This is a genomic window from Streptomyces sp. DSM 106670 (assembly GCF_055792845.1).
This window is the reverse complement of sequence record NZ_CM147704.1, coordinates 5451770-5469061: the sequence shown is the minus strand read 5'-3', so window position 1 is coordinate 5469061 and position 17292 is coordinate 5451770. Positions and strand designations below refer to the sequence as shown.

General features: G+C 72.5%; 12 protein-coding genes. 10 read left to right on the top strand and 2 right to left on the bottom strand.

Translation table 11 applies throughout. The annotated features are described in order from the left end of the window. Positions 1 to 26: 26 nt before the first annotated feature. The gene (locus ACSMXR_RS24400) at positions 27 to 899 is read left to right on the top strand and encodes an SDR family oxidoreductase (protein ID WP_473169911.1); all 873 of its coding nucleotides are present in this window, start codon (positions 27 to 29) and stop codon (positions 897 to 899) included. Between the two features lie 37 nt (positions 900 to 936). After that, positions 937 to 3552, top strand: a complete 2616-nt coding sequence (locus ACSMXR_RS24395) for an amino acid adenylation domain-containing protein (protein WP_473169910.1) — start codon at positions 937 to 939, stop codon at positions 3550 to 3552. 49 nt (positions 3553 to 3601) lie between these two features. On the opposite strand, the gene ACSMXR_RS24390 is transcribed toward ACSMXR_RS24395, so the two are convergent. Further along, positions 3602 to 5155: a ricin-type beta-trefoil lectin domain protein gene (locus ACSMXR_RS24390; protein ID WP_218524916.1), complete on the bottom strand. Its 1554-nt coding sequence runs from the start codon at positions 5153 to 5155 to the stop codon at positions 3602 to 3604. Between the two features lie 106 nt (positions 5156 to 5261). Between ACSMXR_RS24390 and ACSMXR_RS24385 the strand changes: the two genes are divergently transcribed. From ACSMXR_RS24385 to ACSMXR_RS24375, 3 genes are all read left to right on the top strand, one after another. Beyond that, on the top strand, positions 5262 to 6677 hold the full coding sequence (locus tag ACSMXR_RS24385; RefSeq protein WP_381789999.1) for a class II fumarate hydratase: 1416 nt from the start codon (positions 5262 to 5264) through the stop codon (positions 6675 to 6677). 79 nt (positions 6678 to 6756) lie between these two features. Next, a complete protein-coding gene (gene fomD, locus ACSMXR_RS24380; RefSeq protein WP_137231946.1) occupies positions 6757 to 7443 on the top strand; it encodes a cytidylyl-2-hydroxypropylphosphonate hydrolase in 687 nt (228 codons plus the stop codon). 387 nt (positions 7444 to 7830) lie between these two features. Continuing rightward, positions 7831 to 9738 (top strand): SpoIIE family protein phosphatase, encoded by a 1908-nt coding sequence (locus ACSMXR_RS24375; protein ID WP_218524917.1) that lies wholly within the window; start codon positions 7831 to 7833, stop codon positions 9736 to 9738. Positions 9739 to 9805: 67 nt separating this feature from the next. Here ACSMXR_RS24375 and ACSMXR_RS24370 read toward each other — a convergent pair whose 3' ends face one another. Next, on the bottom strand, positions 9806 to 12037 hold the full coding sequence (locus ACSMXR_RS24370) for a transglycosylase domain-containing protein (RefSeq protein WP_364886674.1): 2232 nt from the start codon (positions 12035 to 12037) through the stop codon (positions 9806 to 9808). Between the two features lie 239 nt (positions 12038 to 12276). Between ACSMXR_RS24370 and ACSMXR_RS24365 the strand changes: the two genes are divergently transcribed. From ACSMXR_RS24365 to ACSMXR_RS24345, 5 genes are all read left to right on the top strand, one after another. Continuing rightward, positions 12277 to 13248: an SPFH domain-containing protein gene (locus tag ACSMXR_RS24365; RefSeq protein ID WP_103537121.1), complete on the top strand. Its 972-nt coding sequence runs from the start codon at positions 12277 to 12279 to the stop codon at positions 13246 to 13248. Further along, the gene (locus ACSMXR_RS24360; RefSeq protein WP_137231949.1) at positions 13245 to 13532 is read left to right on the top strand and encodes a type II toxin-antitoxin system antitoxin; all 288 of its coding nucleotides are present in this window, start codon (positions 13245 to 13247) and stop codon (positions 13530 to 13532) included. The genes ACSMXR_RS24365 and ACSMXR_RS24360 overlap by 4 nt, the downstream gene beginning before the upstream one ends. Before the next feature lie 111 nt (positions 13533 to 13643). Continuing rightward, complete coding sequence (locus ACSMXR_RS24355) at positions 13644 to 14168, top strand: PadR family transcriptional regulator (RefSeq protein WP_030630714.1); 525 nt, start codon at positions 13644 to 13646, stop codon at positions 14166 to 14168. Then, the gene (locus ACSMXR_RS24350; RefSeq protein WP_218524920.1) at positions 14165 to 14851 is read left to right on the top strand and encodes an ABC transporter ATP-binding protein; all 687 of its coding nucleotides are present in this window, start codon (positions 14165 to 14167) and stop codon (positions 14849 to 14851) included. Before ACSMXR_RS24355 ends, ACSMXR_RS24350 begins: the two co-directional genes overlap by 4 nt. Further along, positions 14848 to 17241, top strand: a complete 2394-nt coding sequence (locus ACSMXR_RS24345; RefSeq protein ID WP_381906469.1) for an FtsX-like permease family protein — start codon at positions 14848 to 14850, stop codon at positions 17239 to 17241. The genes ACSMXR_RS24350 and ACSMXR_RS24345 overlap by 4 nt, the downstream gene beginning before the upstream one ends. Positions 17242 to 17292: the final 51 nt, after the last annotated feature.

Here is a 17292-nt window from a genome sequence, read left to right as displayed (position 1 = left end):
CGGTGCCGGGCGAAGGCGCGGGCCCCGTGGCGGACGGTACGGATCCGGTGACCGGCGGAAACGCGGGCGGCGGGGGAAAGCTCGTCGGGCGGACCGCGCTGGTCACGGGGGCTGCGCGCGGTCTCGGCCGGGCCTGTGCGCTGGCCCTCGCCAGTGAGGGTGCGGACCTGGTGCTGCTGGATGTGGCGGGCGAGCTGCCCGGGGTGCCGTATCCGCTCGGCTCGGCCTCGCAGCTCGCGCACACCGCGCGCCTCTGCCGGGAGGCCGGGTCCGCCGTGCTGACCCGGCAGGCCGACGTCCGGGACCTGGCGGCGCTGGAGTCGGCGGCGGACGCGGCCGAGGAGCGCTTCGGCCGGATCGATGTCCTGGTCAACAACGCGGGGATCGCCGCCCCTTCGGGCCGTCCGGCGCACGAGATCACCGAGGCCGAGTGGCAGCTGATGATCGATGTGGACCTGGGCGGTGCGTGGCGGGCGATCCGTGCGGTGGGCGGCCGGATGGTCGCTCAGGGGTCCGGTTCGATCGTCAACATCGCCTCGACGGCGGGTCTGGTGGGCTACCGGCACTTCGCGGGGTACGTCGCGGCCAAGCACGGTCTGGTGGGCCTCACCAAGGCGGTGGCCCTGGACTACGCGCCGCGCCGGGTCCGGGTCAACGCGGTGTGTCCGGGCTCGGTGCGGGACGACGAGGCGATGGAGGGCCGGATGCTGGCGGAGATCGCCCGCTCGCTGGAGGTGCCGGTCGCCGAGCACGAGACGGCCTTCCTGCGGGACCAGCCGATGAACGCGCTGGTGGAGCCGGGCGATGTGGCGGAGGCGGTGCTCTGGCTGGCCTCGGACGCCTCCCGGCAGGTGACCGGCAGCGTGGTCACCGTGGACGGCGGCTTCACCGCCCGCTGACAGCCGTTTTCCCTTTCCTGTACGAGGAGTTGCGTACGTGCCGCCTGCCCAGCACACCCTGACGGTGAGTGTGCCGCCGACCGTCACCGACACCGCGCTCGCCGCCGCCCTCGCGACGGCGGCGGAGCTGTGGTGGCCCGGGGGCCGCCACCCCCGGCTGTGGTCGGAGCGGGTGCCCGCCCCGGCCGGGTCCGACGCGGCCGCCCGGCTGCGCGCGGCCGAGGCCCGCCGCCCGGTCGCCCCCGGCCACCGGTTGCGCGCGGTGCTGCTGCGGTACGCGGACGGGCGGCGGGAAGAGGCCGCCGGCACGGATCCCGACCTCGTCCTGACCGCCGACGCGTCCGCGCTGGACGCCCGCTCGCTGCGGCTCGTCGCCCGGGTGCTGCGGGGCGAGCTCGCGGCGGACGCGGTGACGCCCCTGGACAAGCCGCTCGCCCCGGACCTGCGCCTGGACGAGGAGACCCGGCGGCTCGCCGCGGCGCTCGCGGTCACCGTCGGCCGGTACACGGGCGCGTCCTCGGTGCGCGTCGCCGCCCCCGTACCGGCCCTGGACCGGCCGCCGTACGCGCTGGGGGCGCTCGACGGATACGCGGTGTTCGCGGCGGACCTGTCGCCCGGCCGTACGGTCGCGGAGCTGCTGGCCACCGAGCCGGTCGCCCCGGCCGAGGAGGAGGAGCCACCCGCGCTGGAGCTGACGGCGGGCACCGGGGCCGGGCCCGCAACCCTGCCGACCGGCCCGGACGCCCTCCCCGTACCGGCACGTCAAGTGGAGCACGTACGGCGGCAGTTGCTGGACAGCCCGCCCAACACCCCGCTGCAGCACCTGGATCCCCTCACCGAGGCCGAGTCGGCGGAGCAACTGGCCCTGGGGGCGACGCCGAAGGCCCCGGCCCCGCTCCGTATCGACGAGGTCTTCGCCGCGCAGGTCGCCGCCCGCCCGGACGCGCCCGCGCTCACCGCCGGAGCAGCCGCCCTCTCGTACGCCGAACTCGACGCCCGGGCCGAGGTGTTGGCCGACGGGCTGTACGCCCATGGGGTCCGCCCCGGCGATCTCGTCGGCCTCTGCCTGCCCCGCTCGGCCGACCTGGTGGCGGCGATGCTCGCCGTGCTGAAGGCCGACGCGGTCCACGTACCGCTGGATCCGGAGCATCCGGCGGACCGGCGCGAGCGCACCGCGCGGGACGCGGGGGTCCGGCTGACGGTCGAGGACCCGGCCCGCCTCATCGGCCACCCGCCCCGGCCGGCCCTACAGCGGCGGAAGGCGGCCGACGCCCCGGCCTACGTCATCCACACCTCGGGCTCGACCGGCCGCCCCAAAGGGGTCCTCGTGCCGCACGCCAATGTCACGGCCCTGGTCGACGCCGTCCAGGACGACTTCGGGCTGTCGCCCGACGACACCTGGACGTGCTTCCACTCGGCGGCGTTCGACTTCTCGGTGTGGGAGATCTGGGGTGCGCTGCTGACGGGCGGCCGGCTGGTGGTCGTGGACCACTGGACGACGCGCTCGCCGGAGGACTTCCACGCCCTGCTGGTGCGGGAGCGGGTGAGCGTGCTGAGCCAGACCCCGTCGGCGTTCACGCAGCTCGCGGCGGCCGACCGTCTCGCACAGGACGCGGTGGACCTCCGGCTGGTGGTGCTCGGCGGCGAACCCCTGGACGCCCGCCCGCTGCTGGACTGGTTCGACCGGCACCCGGAGGACCGCTGCCGGCTGGTCAACATGTACGGGATCACCGAGACCACCGTCCATGTCACGGCGGCCACGGTGACCCGCCGCGAGGCGCTCGCCGGATCGCGGTCGGTGGGGCGGGCGCTGCCCGGCTGGTCGGTCCGGGTGCTGGACGCGTACGGGCGGCCGGTGCCGCCGGGGGTGCCCGGGGAGATCCATGTGGGCGGGGCGGGGGTGGCGCTCGGCTATCTGAACCGGCCCGCCCTGACCGCCGAACGCTTCGTCCCGGACGTGCTGGACCCAACGGGGCGGCGGCTCTACCGCAGCGGCGATCTGGGGCGGCTGCTGCCCGACGGAACGCTGGAACACCTGGGCCGGATCGACGACCAGGTGAAGGTGCGGGGCTTCCGGATCGAGCCGGGCGAGATCCGGCACGTCCTGCTGGAGGACCCGGCGGTGTCGGCGGCGGCGGTCACCGTGACCGGCGGCGAGGACGGGGACGCGGCGGCCGTGCGGATCGACGCGTACGCCGTTCCGGCCCCGGGCGCGGGTGAGGACCCGGACCCCGGCCCCGTACGGGAGCGGGCGGCGCGGCTGCTGCCCGCGCACATGGTGCCCGCGACGGTGACCTTCCTGCCGGCGCTCCCGCTCACCGCGAACGGAAAGCTGGACCCGGCCCGGCTGCCCGCACCGGGGACGCGGCGCGATCCGGTGCCGGCTCCCGCCCCCGCCCCGGCTTCGGCGCCGCACGCGGCGTCCCGCGAGGCCGGTCCGGCCGCCGCGCTCGCCGCGATCTGGCGTGATGTGCTCGGCGTCGACGCGGTCGGCCCGGACGACGACTTCTGGGACCTGGGCGGCAATTCGCTGTACGCGATCCGGATCGGCACGCTCGCCCGCGAGCGCGGGCTGCCCGCGGTTCCGCTGCGCCAGCTGTATCTGACCCCGACGCTGGGGGCGCTGTCCGAAGCGCTGGCCCTGGAGAGCTGACGAGGGGGCGGCCCGGGAGTCGGCCCGGCCGCCCCCTCGTACACCGTGCCTACACGAAGCGCTGGTTGGCGCCGCCGTCGCACGTCTGGAGCTTGAGCGGGTCCTTGGCCCCCGCCAGCGTCAGGCACAGGCCGGTCGCGGCGGCCGGGCGGATGGTGCCCGCCTGCCGGACGAACTTCTGGTTGGCCGCGCCCGAGCAGTCCCACACGATGAGTGTGGCGCCCGGGTTGTACTTGGCGCCGGACACATCCAGGCAGCGGTCGTGGCTGAGCGCGGTGCGGGCGGTCTGCGTACCGGCGTCGTACCACCAGTTCTGGTTGCGCCCGCCGTGGCAGTCCCAGCCGCCGATGGCCGTGCCGTTACGGGTGACCGAGGCGGGCACGTCCACACAGGAGCCGGTCGCCTCGTTCTTCAGCGGGGTGAACAGATCGTCCCAGGCCGTGCCCGTCAGCACCGGGTTCCCCGTGCTCGCCGGGTCGGCGCAGCTCGCCTCGCGCAGCCCGGAGTCGTACAGCTGGGTGAGGCAGGAGGCGAAGGCCCGGTGGCCGGCCGCGTTGGGGTGGAAGGACTGCCGGACCGAGTTCTCGTCGGGCAGGCCGGGCTTGCTCAGGTCGATGTAGAGGCCGCGGGCCCAGGCGCTCTCGGTGCAGACCTCGTGGCCGTGGAAGAGCCGCGAGTTGTCGAGGTAGGTGGCGCCGGTGGCGGCGGCGGCCTTGCGCATGCCGACCTGGAAGGCGGGCACGGCGGTGTTGCGGCCCCAGACGGTGTCGGAGTCGTAGCCGAGTCCGCCGCAGATCAGCTTGCCCGGGAACTTCGGGTTGTCGTAGAAGTCCGGGCCGATCGGGCTCGGGTAGCCCATCAGGACGAGCTTGTAGTCGTCGTTCGCGTATCCGGCGTCCGTCATGACGGTGCGCAGGTCGCGGACCGTCGCCTCGACCTTGGGGACCAGCGCGTCGACCCGGGCCTGCCAGCCGCCCGCGTACTTCGGCTCGCAGGGGCCCTGGAGCGTGAGGTAGCGGACCACGCAGTCCGTCATGACCGGGCCGAACTGGAGGTCGTCGTTGGCCCCGGCGACCAGGACGATCATCTTGATCCGGGTGTTGCGGGCCTTGATCGCGAGGCTGTCGCTCTGCACGAGCTCATCGGCGTACTGCTTGTTTCCGCCGATCTTGATGTTCCCGGTATAGGCGCCGGAGCACGAGACGTTGTACGTGACGTCCGCCGCGATGCCGGTGCGGTGGATGGCGGCGTCCGGTGAGCGGTGGCACCAGTTGTCCGGCCCGTTCGTTCCGGGGTCGTAGGTGCCGACGCCCTCGCCGGAGATCTCGCTGTCGCCGAGCGAGATCAGCCCGGTCTTGCGGTCGCCGATCGGCCGCTCGGCGGGGCTCCCGTACAGCTGGGTGGCCTCGGCGGCCCGGACGGCTTCCAGTGCGGGCGGGAGAGGGGTGGATGCGATAGAGCTGGTACCCGACTCCGTCGCGCCCGCGGGTCCGGCGGCGGCCATTCCGCCGACGGCTGCCGCGAGAGCGACGGTGACGGCGACCGTACAGCGGAGCCGGCGAAGGCTTCGGAGCCCTCGAAGTCTGGTGCTGGTGCGCCTCATTGCGCCTCCCGGTAAGTGGTTACCCCCGGTATTTACTGGCCGGTAGGCGACTTGGGAATACGTAGAACAAGACACGTGCTCATCTTTTTCAGGAGGTTTAAACACCATGGGCGACACATCAGGTGCCACGTCGGGCGGTAGCGGGTTCCGGATCGAGCACGACTCGATGGGTGAGGTGCGGGTTCCCGCGCACGCCAAGTGGCGCGCGCAGACCCAGCGGGCGGTGGAGAACTTCCCCGTCAGCGGGCAGCGTCTGGAGCGCGCGCACATCGAGGCGCTGGCCCGGATCAAGGGCGCGGCCGCCAAGGTCAACGCCGAGCTGAAGGTGCTGGATCCGGACATCGCCGCCGCGATCCAGGAGGCCGCCGCCGAGGTGGCGTCGGGCCGCTGGGACGAGCACTTCCCGGTCGACGTGTTCCAGACGGGGTCGGGCACCTCGTCGAACATGAACACCAACGAGGTGATCGCCACCCTCGCCACCGAGCACCTCGGCCGCGAGGTCCACCCCAACGACCATGTGAACGCCTCGCAGTCGTCCAACGACGTCTTCCCGTCCTCCATCCATATCGCGGCCACCGCCGCCGTGACCGCCGATCTGATCCCGGCGCTCGATCACCTGGCCGATTCCCTGGGGCGGAAATCAGCCGAATTCGCGGACGTCGTGAAGTCCGGCCGTACGCATCTGATGGACGCCACCCCGGTCACCCTCGGCCAGGAGTTCGGCGGCTACGCGGCGCAGATCCGCTACGGCGTGGAGCGGCTGCGCGCCTCGCTGCCCCGGCTCGCCGAACTGCCCCTGGGCGGAACGGCGGTGGGCACCGGCATCAACACCCCGCCCGGCTTCTCCGCGGCCGTGATCGCGGAGGTCGCGGAGGCCACCGGGCTGCCGCTGACCGAGGCCCGCGACCACTTCGAGGCGCAGGGCGCACGGGACGGTCTGGTGGAGACCTCCGGCCAGCTGCGCACCATCGCCGTCTCGCTGACCAAGATCTCCAACGATCTGCGGTGGATGGCCTCGGGCCCGCGCACCGGTCTCGCCGAGATCGCGCTGCCCGACCTCCAGCCCGGCTCGTCGATCATGCCGGGCAAGGTCAACCCGGTGATCCCGGAGGCGGTCCTGATGGTCGCGGCCCAGGTCACCGGCAATGACGCGACCGTCGCCACGGCCGGCGCGGCGGGCAACTTCGAGCTGAACGTGATGCTCCCGGTCATCGCGAAGAACCTGCTGGAGTCCGTGCGGCTGCTGGCCAACGCCTCCCGGCTGCTCGCGGACCGTACGGTCGACGGCATCACCGCCGACGTGGAGCGGGCCCGCGCCTACGCCGAGTCCTCGCCGTCCGTGGTGACCCCGCTGAACAAGTACATCGGCTACGAGGAGGCGGCGAAGGTCGCCAAGAAGTCGCTGAAGGACGGCACCACGATCCGCGAGACGGTCCTGGCCTCGGGCTATGTGGAGCGCGGCGATCTGACGCTGGAGCAGCTGGACGAGGCGCTGGACGTGCTGCGGATGACGCGTCCGTGAGCACCGGGCGGGGCGCCTGCTGAGAACCGGGTGACCTGAGTCGCAGCGGGCCGGTGGGAGCGCTCCGTAAGATCTCTCCATGACAGGTACGGGAGATCACGCACGCTGGGCGCCGGGGGACCGGATCCTCTGGCGCTACCGCGACAACGGCCGGGCCCACCGGACGGCCGGCGCCCCGCCCGTGCACATCTGCCGTCCGGTGACCGTCGTCCAGGACACCGACGAGCTGCTCGCCGTCTGGATGGCGCCCGGCACCGAATGCGTGCGGCCGGTGCTGGCCGACGGCACCCAGGTGCACGCCGAGCCGCTGGCCACCCGCTACACCGCGCCGCGCACCACCGCCCGCTCGACGTGGTTCGGCTCCGGGGTGCTGAAGCTGGCCCGGCCGGGTGATCCGTGGTCGGTGTGGCTGTTCTGGGACCGGGGCTGGATGTTCCGCAACTGGTACGTGAACCTGGAGGAGCCCCTCACCCGGTGGTCCGGAGGGGTGGATTCCGAGGATCACTTTCTCGACATCTCCGTGAACCCCGACCGGAGCTGGAAATGGCTCGACGAGGACGAGTTCGCGCAGGCGCAGCACGTCGGCCTGATGGACCGGGAGACCGCCCGACGGGTCCGGCGGGCGGGTCTGGACGCGGTCGAGGTGATCACCGGCTGGGGGCCGCCGTTCCGGGACGGCTGGGAGCACTGGCGGCCCGATCCGCGGTGGCAGGTGCCGCCGCTGCCGGATGACTGGGACCGCACCCCTGCCCGGATGCCGTCGTGAGACCCTGGAGAGACCCTTCGGACGGTCCGGTCGGCAGGTCCGGTCGCACGGAGGGCTGATCGCCGCAACCAGCGGGCACCACACCGGAACTGACCACAAGTCATCACACCGGTCGTACGGAGCGACGGGCCACGGACCCGGACGTTCCGCACGGTCGCGGGAGCCACTACGAGGGGGTGGAGACGTGCACGCTGTCCGCTGCCCGCTCGCCGCGTCCGCCGCCGGAGGGATCGCCTGTCGGCCATCTCCGCGGCGCTCGGTTTCGGCCCCTTCATCGGGGGCATCCGGTGACAGCCGTTGTTCTTCCCGCGCTTGCCGGGGCACAGTAGCGCCCCAACACGAGGTGACTGCCTCATACAACCGGCCCGGACGGACGGAATCCCACGCGTGACGGAGCACCCCACCTCCCACGAAGGCCGGCAGCCTCTGGCGGCCCGGCAGCAGGAGCGCACCCGGCCCCGGCAGCAGGACGCCGCGGCCGCGGCCACCGCTGCCGCGGTACCGGCTCCGGCCGCCGCGCCGAACCCGGGTCCAGGAGCGGCCGCCGTCGCCGACGCCCAGGCGGCCACCCGCCGCGAGGGCGACCGGCTGCGCTTCGTCGGCGCGGCGACCCGGCGGATCGCCCGGGGCATAGACCTGGACGAGATCGTCCTCGGTCTGTGCCGGGCCAGCGTGCCGACGTTCTCCGACGCGATCCTCGTCTATCTCCGCGATCCGCTGCCGGTGGGCGACGAGCGGCCGGTGAGCCCGTTCGTCCTGCGGCTGCGGCGCAGCGACAGGCTGCGCGTCAGCGACGAGGAGGGCGCCGAGGCGGCCGGTTCCGAGACGGAGCGGCTGCGTCCGGTGGTGCTGGACCCGCAGGCCGATCTGATGCCCGCCGCCGAGCTGTGCGAGGTGCGGGCGGGCGGTGCGCTGGCCGAGGTGCTGCGCGGGGTGCGGCCGGTGTTCGGCGACTCCGCCGCGGCGCGGGCGGCGCTGCCGGAGCTGCTCGGCCCCGGCCGGTCGGTGCCCACCGGGCACCGGGCGATCCTGGCCCCGCTGCGCGGCCGCCGCCGAGTGATCGGCGCGGCGGTCTTCGTACGCGGCACCGAGCGCTCCCCGTTCGAGGCCAGCGACCTGCTGGTCGCGGCGCAGCTGGCGACGCACACCGCGCTCGGCATCGACAAGGCCGTGCTGTACGGGCGCGAGGCCTATATCGCCGACGAGCTGCAGCGCACGATGCTGCCCGACTCGCTGCCCCAGCCCACCGGCGTCCGGCTCGCCTCGCGCTATCTCCCGGCGGCCGAGACCGCCCGGGTCGGCGGCGACTGGTACGACGCGATCCCGCTGCCCGGCAGCCGGGTCGCGCTGGTCGTCGGCGATGTGATGGGCCATTCCATGACCTCGGCGGCGATCATGGGCCAGCTCCGGACGACGGCGCAGACCCTGGCGCAGCTCGATCTGCCGCCGCAGGAGGTGCTGCACCACCTGGACGAGCAGGCACAGCGGCTGGGCAGCGACCGGATGGCGACCTGCCTGTACGCGGTGTACGACCCGGTCGCGCACCGGATCACCATCGCCAACGCCGGCCACCCGCCGCCCGTGCTGCTGCATCTGGGCGGGCGGGCCGAGGTGCTGCGGGTGCCGCCGGGCGCCCCGATCGGGGTGGGCGGCGTCGACTTCGAGGCGGTCGAGCTGGACGCCCCGGCCGGTGCCACGCTGCTCCTCTACACCGACGGTCTGGTGGAGTCGCGGCTGCGGGACGTGTGGACGGGCATCGAGCAGCTGCGGGAGCGGCTCGCGGCGACCGCGCAGCTCACCGGTGACGATCACTCACCGCCGCTGGAAGCGCTCTGCGACGATGTGCTGGACATGCTCGGCCCGGGTGACCGGGACGACGACATCGCGCTGCTGGCCGCCCGCTTCGACGGGATCGCCCCGAGCGATGTGGCGTACTGGTATCTGGAACCGGAGGACGCGGCCCCGCGCCGGGCCCGCCGGCTGGCCCGGCGGGCGCTGAGCCGCTGGGGTCTGGACGATCTGGCCGACGAGGTGGAGCTGCTGGTCAGCGAGGTCGTCACCAATGCCGTGCGGTATGCGGAGCGGCCGGTGACGCTGCGGCTGCTGCGGACCGACATCCTGCGCTGCGAGGTCGGCGACGACTCCCCGCAGCTGCCGAGGCAGCGCCGGGCGCGGGAGACGGACGAGGGCGGCCGCGGGCTGTTCCTGGTCAACCGGCTGGCCCGGCGGTGGGGTGCGACGCGTCTGTCGACGGGCAAGGTCGTCTGGTTCGAGATGGCGACCCGGGCGCAGTAGGCGGAGAACGGGAGCAGAGGGGCGGACCCGTCTTCGGGTCCGCCCCTCTGCTCGTTCTCTCAGGCCCTCACTGTGCGGCCTGTCCGTTGCCGCCGGGCCGTTCGCCCGGCTGCCCGTCGCCGTCCCCGGGCAGCGGCGGGATCTCCGGGCTGGTGGGGGGCGGGGTGACGGGCGGGCTGCTGCTGGTGGGCGGGGCCGGCGTGGTCGGGGTCTCGCTGGGCGTCTCGCTCGGCGTGTCGGAAGGCGTGTCCGACGGGGTCGGCTCCTCGGACGGGGTGGGGTCGTCCGACGGGGTGTCCGACGGGGTCGGCGGGGCGGGGGCCTCGCCGCGCTCCACGTCCTGGAGGTCGAACGTCTTGCCGGAGCCGCCGCCGAGGGCGCCGAGGGTGTAGTCGGCCCAGATCCGGGCCGGGAAGCCGCCGCCGTTGGCGCGGCCGGCGTTGGCCGTACCGGTCAGGGAGACCTGCTTGCGGCCGCCGTCGCCCTCGCCGAAGAGGGCCACGACCGTGGTCAGCTCCGGGGTGTACCCGGCGAACCAGGCCGACTTGTTGTCCTCGGAGGTGCCGGTCTTGCCCGCCGCGTCGTAGGCGGAGGTGTTGGCCGCGCTGCCGGACCCGGCGTCGACGACCCCGGTGAGGGCCTTGGTCACGGTGTCGGCCGAGGCGCGGCTGATGGCCTGCTCCCGCTTGGGCTTCTCGGGGGTCACCGTGCGGTCGCGGTGCTCGGCGGACTGGAGGATGTGCGGGGTGACCTTCTGGCCGTGGTTGTCGAGCGTGGCGTACGCGCCCGCCATGTCCCAGGTCGAGGCGTTCATGGTGCCGAGCGAGACGGCGGGGCGCTCGGGGAACTCCTTGTCCGGTACGCCGAGCGCGAGCGCGGTCTCCTTGGCCTTGGCGGGCGTCACGTCCACGATCATCTGCGCGAACACGGAGTTGACCGAGCTGTTCATGGCCTTCTGGACGGAGATCGGCCCGTAGTCCCGGCCGTCCTCGTTCTGCGGGTTGAACGGGGTGTCGCTGCCGACGACGGGCCGCTTGCTGGTGCCGTCGTAGACGGTGTTGAGCCCGATCAGCCGGCCGTCCTGGGTCTTCGACTCGTTCTCCAGGGCGGAGGCGAGCACCAGCGGCTTGAAGGTGGAGGCGGGCTGGTAGTCCTGGCGGGTGGCGTTGCTGATGTAGTGCTTGACGTAGTCCTCGCCGCCGTACAGGGCGACGACCTTGCCGGTCTTCGGGTCGACGGAGGTGGCGCCGGCCTGGACGGTGGCGTCGACCTTGTTGCCCTCGCGGTCGAGCTTGGACTCCAGCTGGTCGTCCACCGACTTCTCCAGCGCCTTCTGGCGCTTCTTGTCGATGGTGAGCGTGAACGTCCAGCCGCCGGCCTCACGGTCCGCGGCGGAGACGCCCTGCTTCTCCAGCTCCTTGTTGGCCGCCTCGACGAGATAGCCGGTCTGGCCCTCCATGCCCGGGGCGGCCTTGGGCTTGTCCGGGTAGGGGAACTTCTGCTGGGTGCGCTCGGCGTCCGTGAGCCAGCCCATCTCGACCATGTTCCGCAGCGTGTAGGCCCAGCGCTCCTTGACCAGCTTCTTGCCGGTGTCGCTGGCGGTGGCCCAGTCGTACTGGCTGGGGGCCTGGAGCAGGGAGGCGAGGTAGGCGCCCTGGGAGACGTTCAGGTCCTTGGCGTCGATGCCGTAGTACGCCTGGGCCGCCGCCTGGATGCCGCTCGCGCCGCGTCCGTAGTAGGCGGTGTTGATGTACCCGGCGAGGATCGTCTCCTTGGACTCCTGCTGGTCGACCTTGAGCGAGATCACCAGTTCCTTGAGCTTGCGGCTCACGGTGGGGTCCTGCGTCAGGTAGTAGTTCTTCACGTACTGCTGGGTGATGGTCGAGCCACCCTGCTTGCCCTTGCCGCTGAGGGTGTTGAGGAGACCGCGGGTGGTGCCCTTGAGGTCGACGCCCTGGTCCTTGTAGAAGGTCTTGTTCTCGGCGGCGACGAAGGCGTGCTGAACGTTCTTCGGCACCTCGGCCAGGTCGACGATCTGGCGGTTGACGCCCTTGCCGGTCCGGGCGAGGACCGTGCCGTCGCTGTACTTGTAGACGTTGCTCTGCCGCTCGGCCATGGCGTTGGCGGCGGGGACGTCGACGTACAGGTAGAGCGCGCCGAAGGCGCCCATGCCCAGCAGGACGATCCCGAAGAACGTGCCCAGCAGTTTCTTCCACGTGAAGAGTCTGCGTATGCCGCCGCTCTTCGCGGCCCGGCGCGACTCCTGCGCCTGGGCTCGTCGCGCATCCGCTCGACCCATTGGTGTGTTGCTCCCGCTTCTCTGCTCGACCGGCTCGCTCGGTTTCCTCAGTCCGTTCAGACCTGCCAGCTAACACCGACGGCAGGGACAAAAGACAAGCGATCCGGCCTTTTACGGACGTGAGAATCAGCACCCGTTCCCTAGGAACCGACTCCCCAGGGGTGGACAAGGTTGCGAAAACCATTAATGTGTAATCACATTGCTAGCGCGGTGCGATACCGCGCCGAACGGGGGATCCCATGACCGCACAGCACGACGACCACCGCCCGGACACCGCCGCGGCCGATCTCGCCGTCGACGCTCCCGACATGCCCGCACCGCAGGTCAGGGAGGTCACGGCACACTCCATCCCGGGCGGCCTCGGACTGCTCCTGACGGTCCTCGGGGTGTTCGCCGGGGTCGGCCTCGCCATCGTCGGCGGGGTCACCGGCGCGAACGGCAACAACGCGCTCGGCGTCCCGCTCCTCATCCTCGGGGTGCTCCTCGTGATCACCTCGTTCTTCTGCATGAGCGGTGTGAAGATGGTCGCCCCGGGCGAGGCCCGGGTGATCCAGCTCTTCGGCCGGTACGTCGGCACCATCCGCGCCGACGGGCTCCGCTGGATCAACCCACTGACCTCCAGCCGCAAGATCTCCACCCGCGTCCGCAACCACGAGACCGCCGTCCTCAAGGTCAACGACGCCTACGGCAACCCGATCGAGCTGGCCTCGATCGTCGTGTGGAAGGTCGAGGACACCGCCCAGGCGCTCTTCGAGGTCGACGACTTCCTGGAGTTCGTCGCCACCCAGACCGAGGCGGCCGTACGGCACATCGCGATCGAGTACCCGTACGACGCCCACGAGGAGGACGGCCTCTCGCTGCGCGGCAACGCGGAGGAGATCACCGAGAAGCTGGCCGCCGAGCTGACCGCCCGGGTGCAGGCCGCGGGCGTCCTGATCATCGAGTCGCGCTTCAGCCACCTCGCGTACGCCCCCGAGATCGCCTCCGCCATGCTCCAGCGCCAGCAGGCCGGCGCGGTCGTCGCGGCCCGCCAGCAGATCGTCGAGGGCGCGGTGGGCATGGTCGAGATGGCCCTGGCCCGGATCGCCGAGCAGGACATCGTGGAGCTGGACTCCGAGCGGAAGGCGGCCATGGTCAGCAATCTGATGGTGGTGCTGTGCGGTGACCGCAGCGCCCAGCCGGTCCTCAATACGGGCACGCTCTACCAGTGACCGACGAGACGCCTCCCCGGCGGAAACCGGCGGCCGGGCCGCAGCAGCGCAAGCAGATGCTGCTGCGGCTGGACCCCGCGGTGCACGACGCACTCGCGCGCTGGGCCTCCGACGAACTGCGCAGCGCCAACGCGCAGATCGAGTTCCTGCTGCGGCGGGCGCTCGCGGAGGCGGGCCGGCTGCCGGGGGCGGCGCGGCCGATCGCCCGCCGGGGACGCCCGCCCAAGCAGCCGCCGGAGGAGCCTGAGGCCCCGCCCGGAACCGGCGCCCAGGAGACTCCGTAGCACCGGGACCCCGCACCGCCGACACCGCGACCCCCGCCCGTTCCTCCGGGCCGGGGTCGCTTTCCGGACGCGTATACACAGCAGGTATACACACCGTGTAGAGTGCTTCTCATGTCTATCGGTCACACCCTCCTCGGGCTCCTGGAGTCCGGCCCCCGACACGGCTACGACCTGAAGCGGACCTTCGACGAGAAGTTCGGCCAGGACCGCCCGCTGCACTACGGCCAGGTCTATTCGACGATGTCCCGGCTCCTGAAGAACGGGCTCGTCGAGGTCGACGGCGTCGAGAGCGAAGGAGGTCCCGAGCGCAAGCGGTACGCCATCACCGACGCCGGGATCACCGATGTCTCGCGGTGGCTGGCCCAGCCCGAGAAGCCGGAGCCCTACCTCCAGTCGACGCTCTACACCAAGGTCGTCCTGGCGCTCCTGACCGATCGCAGCGCCGCCGATCTGCTGGACTCGCAGCGCTCGGAGCATCTGCGGATGATGCGCATCCTGACCGACCGCAAGCGCAAGGGCGACCTCGCCGACCAGCTGATCTGCGACCACGCCCTGTTCCACCTCGAAGCCGATCTGCGCTGGCTGGAACTGACCGCCGCCCGGCTCGACCAGCTCGCCAAGGTGGTGGCTCCGTGATTCCCGAAGGCTCCCTGCTCGCCGCGCACGATCTGCGCAAGACCTACGGTTCGACACCCGCCCTCGACGGCGCGTCGTTCTCCGTGCACCCCGGCGAGGTCGTCGCCGTGATGGGCCCGTCCGGCTCCGGCAAGTCGACCCTGCTGCACTGTCTGGCCGGGATCATCACGCCCGACTCCGGCACCATCACCTACGCGGGCCGCGAGCTGTCCGCGATGTCCGACGCCGAGCGCAGCGCCCTGCGGCGCAGCGACTTCGGCTTCGTCTTCCAGTTCGGCCAGCTCGTCCCGGAGCTGACCTGCGTGGAGAACGTCGCCCTGCCGCTGCGGCTCAACGGCGTGAAGCGCAAGGCCGCCGAGCGCACCGCGCTGGAGTGGATGGAGCGCCTGGAGGTCGACGACCTCGGCGCCAAGCGCCCCGGCGAGGTCTCCGGCGGACAGGGCCAGCGGGTCGCCGTGGCCCGTGCGCTGGCCGCCTCGCCGAAGGTGATCTTCGCGGACGAGCCGACCGGCGCGCTGGACTCGCTCAACGGCGAGCGGGTGATGGAGCTGCTCACCGAGGCCGCCCGGTCCGCCAATGTCGCCGTGGTCCTGGTGACCCACGAGGCCCGTGTCGCCGCCTACTCCGACCGTGACGTCACCGTGCGCGACGGCCGGGCCCGCGACCTGGAGCACTCCGCATGACCCTGCTCGATTCCCGTACGGCCCCGCCCGCCGCACCGGAGAGCCCGAAGCCGCCCTCGCGTGGCGCGGCCCCCCTCCGGGACCTCGGCCTAGGCATCCGGTTCGCGGCCGCCGGCGGCCGCGAGGGCTGGATCCGTACGCTGCTGACCGCCGTCGGCGTCGGCCTCGGCGTCGCCCTGCTGCTGCTCGCCTCCTCCGTACCGCATCTGCTCGACGAGCGGAACGCACGCGAGCAGGCCCGCAGCGAGGTGAAGGCCTCCAGCGCGGACTCGGCGAAGTCGGACACCTCGGTGCTGCGGCTCGACACCGGCACGGAGTACCGCGACCGGACCGTCGTCGGCCGGCTGCTGCGCGCCGACGGTTCGGCGCCCGTCCGCCCTCCGGGGGTGGCCCGCTTCCCCGGGCCCGACGAGATGGTGGTCTCCCCCGCGCTGAAGGAGCTGCTCGAAGAGCCCGGCAACGAACTGCTGCGCGAGCGGCTGCCGTACGACATCACCGGCACGATCGGTGACGCGGGACTGCGCTCACCCAACGAGCTGTTCTACTACGCGGGCAGCGACACCCTGACTCCCGCCGCCGGCGCCGGGCGGGTCTCCGGATACGGGGCCCACCGCGAGGCCGACCCGCTCCCGCCGCTGCTCGTCGTGCTGACCGTCATGGTCTGTGTGGTGCTGCTGGTGCCGGTCGCCATCTTCATCGCCACCGCCGTGCGCTTCGGCGGCGAACGGCGCGACCGCAGGCTCGCCGCACTGCGCCTGGTCGGCGCGGACATCCGCACCACCCGGCGCGTCGCCGCCGGGGAGGCCCTGTTCGGGGCGGTGCTCGGGCTGCTGATCGGGCTGGTCTTCTTCCTGGTGGGGCGGGAGTTCGTCGGCTCGGTGGAGGTCTGGGACGTCAGCGCGTTCCCGGCCGACGTGGTGCCCGATCCGCTGCTCGCCCTGCTGATCACGGTCGCGGTGCCGCTGACCGCCGTGCTCGTCACGCTGGTCGCGATGCGCTCGGTGGTGATCGAGCCGCTCGGTGTCGTACGCCGGGGGAAGAACCGGGGCCGCCGGCTCTGGTGGCGGCTGCTCATGCCCGTCGCGGGTCTGGCGATGCTCGGGATCACCGGCCGGGTCGACGAGTACGCGTACGAGCCCGTGAAGCCGTTCCCGATCGCGGGCGGGGCCGTGCTGGTGCTGGTCGGTCTCGCCCTGCTGCTGCCGTGGCTGGTCGAGGCGTGTGTGAAGCGGCTGCGCGGCGGTCCGGTGCCCTGGCAACTGGCCGTGCGCAGGCTCCAGCTGAGCAGCGGGGCAGCGTCCCGCGCGGTCAGCGGGGTCACGGTGGCGGTGGCGGGGGCCATCGCCCTCCAGATGCTGTTCGCGGCGATGAACGCCGACTTCAACCGGGCGACCGGCCAGGACCCCACGCGGGCCCAGTTCGCCGGGTACTCGGAGCATGTCACCGGCGAGGCGGCCACCTCGGCCATCGAGCAGTTCCGCGCCACCAAGGGCGTGGAGGTGGTGATCGGCTCGGTGCAGGCGTACGCGTCCAAGCCCGGCGTCTACACCGACGACGACATCCCGCCCACCACCTCGATGACCGTCGGCACCTGCGACACCCTGCGCGAGCTGGCCCGGATCACCTCCTGCGAGGACGGCGACACCTTCGTCGTCCACGCGCCGGGAGACAAGGACATGTCCGCCTGGGTCGACCGGACGGCCCGCAAGGGCCAGGTGGTCGAGATCGGCACCGGGGAGGGCAAGCCGCTGCGGTGGACCCTGCCCGCCGACTCCCCCACCGTGCAGGGCCGCAAGGACCCGATGGGCGACCCGCACTACGGGATCATGGCCACCACCGGCGCGGTCGACGCGAGTACGCTGCCCGGCGCGCAGATCACCGCCCAGATCCGGGTCGACAGGAGCGTGCCGGACGTCGCGGAGCACGTACGGAACACGGCGGCCCGCATCGATCCCGGGATGCGCTTCGTCACCCTGGACTCGGTGGAGCGCGACCGCCAGTACGACAGCATCCAGACCGGGCTCAAGGTCGGGGCGAGTGTGGTGCTGCTGCTGATCGCCGCCTCGATGCTGGTCTCCCAGGTGGAGCAGTTGCGCGAGCGCAAGCGGCTGCTGTCGGTGCTGGTCGCCTTCGGCACCCGGCGTACGACGATGGGCTGGTCGGTGCTGTGGCAGACCGCCGTCCCGGTCTTCCTCGGCCTGGTGGTCGCGGTCGTGGGCGGGCTGGGGCTGGGCGCCGTGCTGGCCTGGATGATCGCGAAGTCCGTCTCCGACTGGTGGCTGTTCCTGCCGCTGACGGGGGTCGGCGCGGGGCTGATCCTGCTGGTGACGGCGGCGTCGATGCCCTCGCTGTGGCGGCTGATGCGGCCGGACGGGCTGCGGACGGAGTAGCGGGAGCGCGGGGATCACACGGGTGCGGCCGGGCGGACGTCCGGCCGCACC

Coding starts and splice junctions, on each gene's coding strand:
- ACSMXR_RS24345 (WP_381906469.1), top strand. CDS start 14,848: ATGACCCTGCTCGATTCCCGTACGGCCCCGCCCGCCGCACCGGAGAGC.
- ACSMXR_RS24365 (WP_103537121.1), top strand. CDS start 12,277: ATGACCGCACAGCACGACGACCACCGCCCGGACACCGCCGCGGCCGAT.
- ACSMXR_RS24385 (WP_381789999.1), top strand. CDS start 5,262: ATGGGCGACACATCAGGTGCCACGTCGGGCGGTAGCGGGTTCCGGATC.
- ACSMXR_RS24390 (WP_218524916.1), bottom strand. CDS start 5,155: ATGAGGCGCACCAGCACCAGACTTCGAGGGCTCCGAAGCCTTCGCCGG.
- ACSMXR_RS24370 (WP_364886674.1), bottom strand. CDS start 12,037: ATGGGTCGAGCGGATGCGCGACGAGCCCAGGCGCAGGAGTCGCGCCGG.
- fomD (WP_137231946.1), top strand. CDS start 6,757: ATGACAGGTACGGGAGATCACGCACGCTGGGCGCCGGGGGACCGGATC.
- ACSMXR_RS24355 (WP_030630714.1), top strand. CDS start 13,644: ATGTCTATCGGTCACACCCTCCTCGGGCTCCTGGAGTCCGGCCCCCGA.